Genomic DNA, 749 nt, shown 5'->3' on the forward strand with positions numbered 1-749 from the left:
ATACATTACTCACCCGTTCGCCACTCGCCACCAGACCGAAGTCCGTGCTGCCGTTCGACTTGCATGTGTAAGGCATCCCGCTAGCGTTCAATCTGAGCCAGGATCAAACTCTTCAGTTTAATCTCTGTATTTGTTTCGTATTCTTGGTCTGAATAAATTCAAACCAGGTCATACGTCGCTACTCAAAGGAAGTGAGGTATGTTCTTAAACTTGACGTCTAAGGTACTTCACTTCTAGTGAGCACTTGATTTCATTGTGCTTGTGACAAGCCAGGATTTGACTCCCAACTTAATCACAGTGCATCGCATCAAGCGCCCACACTTATCGGTTGTTTAATTGTTAAAGAGCGGTACTGCTAAATTCTTTACTGCTACCTGCTGAACCCGCCAGCGGCGCTGCGGCTTTTGCCTTGCGTCGCTTGCTGTTTTCAGCAGCAGAGAAGCGAGATTATGAAGGAGTTTTTATCGCTTGTCAAGTCAGCTTCGTTTCGCCTTTCGGCTCACTCAACCGCTTTTCCTGCGACCCCTTCAGGTCTACTTCTCTTTAGCAGCTATCGAAATATCAGGGTAAACCCTAAGTTTTCGGCAACTGCCAAGCCTCAAACTATAACACAACTTTTGCAGATTATGCAACCGGCTTTTGCCTAATTTGCATCCTATCTTGCAACCCCGCCGCTTTTGCTTTCGCGCTAGCTTTGGCCCTGAATTCAGGGGCTGGTTACTGCTCAGGTGGCTAGCAATTCGATCCGG

Annotated in this window: 1 rRNA gene; it reads right to left on the minus strand. The window is 47.4% G+C overall.

Going from position 1 to position 749, the window contains the following annotated elements:
• A 16S ribosomal RNA gene (locus AC1DB0_RS29835) occupies positions 1 to 119 on the minus strand; the annotation flags it as partial.
• Positions 120 to 749 lie beyond the last annotated feature (630 nt).

It is taken from the genome of Achromobacter sp. 10T422 (assembly GCF_056394065.1).